The organism is Ruegeria atlantica (assembly GCF_013032505.1).
In the GTDB taxonomy this organism is placed as follows: domain Bacteria; phylum Pseudomonadota; class Alphaproteobacteria; order Rhodobacterales; family Rhodobacteraceae; genus Ruegeria; species Ruegeria atlantica_F.
In genome coordinates, this window is the sequence record NZ_WQCG01000031.1 from 1 (window position 1) to 2,625 (window position 2,625).

At 54.1% G+C, this 2,625-nt stretch carries 2 protein-coding genes and 1 pseudogene; all 3 read right to left on the bottom strand.

Going from position 1 to position 2,625, the window contains the following annotated elements; all coding sequences use genetic code 11:
* Nucleotides 1-288 precede the first annotated feature (288 nt).
* Nucleotides 289-1,194: a nucleotidyl transferase AbiEii/AbiGii toxin family protein gene (locus GOW92_RS24720; protein ID WP_217356596.1), complete on the bottom strand. Its 906-nt coding sequence runs from the start codon at nucleotides 1,192-1,194 to the stop codon at nucleotides 289-291.
* Nucleotides 1,187-2,068: a type IV toxin-antitoxin system AbiEi family antitoxin domain-containing protein gene (locus tag GOW92_RS24725; RefSeq protein ID WP_170566548.1), complete on the bottom strand. Its 882-nt coding sequence runs from the start codon at nucleotides 2,066-2,068 to the stop codon at nucleotides 1,187-1,189. Before GOW92_RS24725 ends, GOW92_RS24720 begins: the two co-directional genes overlap by 8 nt.
* Before the next feature lie 292 nt (nucleotides 2,069-2,360).
* Nucleotides 2,361-2,625: pseudogene (locus tag GOW92_RS24730) on the bottom strand (DDE-type integrase/transposase/recombinase); the annotation flags it as partial.

The window sequence follows — 2,625 nt, forward strand, 5'->3', positions numbered from 1 at the left end:
TACAGCCACACAGCGTGCGCGATGATTTGAGGAGGAAATCGGTGGCGCTTGTAGCTGATTGACGATGACTTCATCGATGTCACCCAGGTCCAATTACGGGCACGAGCAACCGAACGACAGTTAACGTGACAGCACCCCCGGTTTAATAACCGGTTAGGTCGTTGATCGCCCGGAAAACCTCCCTCGTTTCCAAGGCTTAGGCGCGTCTCATTCTCATGAGCGCGCCTTTTTTACTGAGAACAAGAGTACTCCCTGTGGCCGTCTGAGCCATACCGCAGAACAAATGCGCTATGACCAAGGTAAGGACACATACAGCTCGTGCATCATGGCAAACCGCTCATCAAACGGCGGCAGATCATCCAGTTCCAAGGCAAGTGTGTTCCAGTCAACTTCAGCCCGCCGCTGGACCTCAGGATCATCCATAGATTCCAGCGTAGCCTCTATACTGCGCGCCTGGCACTTCTCGATCAGCGTCTCCAAGATACTGCGGCGATCTTCATCAGTCAGCTCGTTGGTTTCGATCAGGTAGGCGATGTCATAGACATCCTGGCGGCGGTTTCTGTTGCGGATCGGCTGTTGCAATAGAGCGCGCAGCTTTTCAGCGATGATCTCGTGAAGTGTGAATGCTCGCACCGCGACGCCTGGTCCTGTCAGGTTCAGCTCCTGGAACGCATACACCTGATCCCTGAAGCTGATCTCGATATCTAACACCCGTATAGCTCGTCCGGCTTCCAAGCGTTTCTCTTCGCCCGTTCCGCGCTCGGCCGAACCGATCCGGATGAGCAAAGCCGGGAAATCGAACTCTTCGAAATTCAATGACTTCGGCATTTTCTTGACGGTCTGCACCCGACAGAGAAGGTTCAGATACCCAAGGCGGATTGCGGTTTGGGGCAAAATGGCATTCAGATCATCTGCGATCTGATCGGCAAACCCGGCGGGCTCCACGATTGAGGTGAAATCCACGTCGGCCGTGACCCGGTTACTCTTGAATGCAAGCGCCATCACGGCCCCGCCCTTTAGGACCAGGTTTGTGTTTAGGCTGGGGGCTAACCCGATGGCCGCCAGAACAATCTCCGTAACCTGCCTGTCGCGATACTGAGCCGGATTAGAGCGCGCGGCTTCTACCCAGGCCCGCACATCCACATCTACAATGTCATGTTCGGCCTCGTTGGGCATGTGTTCTGCATCAGACATTCAGTGAAATCATCCATCGTTCTGAAAATTCAGGGAGATAGTCCGCTTCAGGGTCTAGCTTCCTTGATCCCCCTCTTTGCGCGAAAGCCTCCCATCGCGCAATAGCGGGATCATCAAAATCCAGCACCTCCGAGAGGATGTATCCGGCCCGGACCTTCGCAATCTTGCTGTTTAACTGGTCTACGGCTTCCACGATTTCTGGCAACCATTGATCCGCGTCACGTTCCCAGACATCGAGGACATGGCGCATTCCGCCGCACAATCCAGGCTCTGCAATCATATCGGCAAAGGTCTGGCCGATAGACGTGATCCGGGTTTCCTCGCCACTGAGAGGCACAGGCGTCCAGGGATGGCTTGAGATATGCATAATGACCGGCCGTCGCCGAATGATATCCTTAAAGCCTGGTCGATAGAGCACCGGCTTATCAAGGTCTTCGATCTCGGGCAGGTCATCCCGCACGCGGTTATTTCGGAGTTGGTTCCAAAGATCACGACGCGGCGTGGTCACATGAAGAGCTTTGGGGCTTCGTTCTGTCAGGCTGTATCTCTGCATCGCCGACAAATGTGAGACATAGGCGAAGGGGTCAGCAATACACACGACCTCTTCCGCAGACCCTGCGCGAGTAGCTTGTGTGACACGCCAGACGCCCGATCTGAAATCGGAATCAGGGACCAGCGCTCTGCGCTCTTCCATACGCTTGATTGCGTTATTCGCACGGGTTTGGTCCCACCCTTGCGGCATACGTTTAAGGGGTTCCCCGTTCCATTCGCGGCGCTGGAAGAGCGAGTGACCTAAAACAAAAAAATCGTAGTATGTGATGATCGGCAGATCGCGCTTCAGAAGCGCCTGTTCCACCCCGTCTGTGAACTTCATGCGAGTGCCATCTGTATATGTCCTAAGGACATATACAGATGGCACTCAGATTAGTCAAGTCTTGCGCTATTCAGTGAGATTCTGTGGGTTTGACATTAGGTCCGGATATCTCTATGTCCTCAGGACATAGAGATATCCGGACCAGAGCTAAACTTTCACATAATTACGTTTCTGCTTGGCATTTTTCAGAATCTCTAAAGCGCTTTCAGCTTCGCTCTGACTTTGAAACAAATCCATGCGTGGTGTTGTCCCGTTAACATCCAGTCCAGAAAGAAGTGCTGATGTACAGATTTCAAGCTGCCTGGGTGGCGGCATTCCAGGCGTCAAAGGACTCGAGGCGGTGATATCGGATTGTTAATGCGGAGCGACGGCGCCGGGGGCGCTGAAGCAATTGCGGATGGCTGAGTGGGTCGCCACGAACCTCTGCAACCCTCCTGGAGAGCGATGGCCTTGCATCGCCCGTTCCCGCTTTCGGAAAGGGAGATGACTGTTTTCAGCTCGATTTTTGAGGCCCTTGTGCGACCAATGATCTAACCCCGGCGCGACCTCACGCCTGG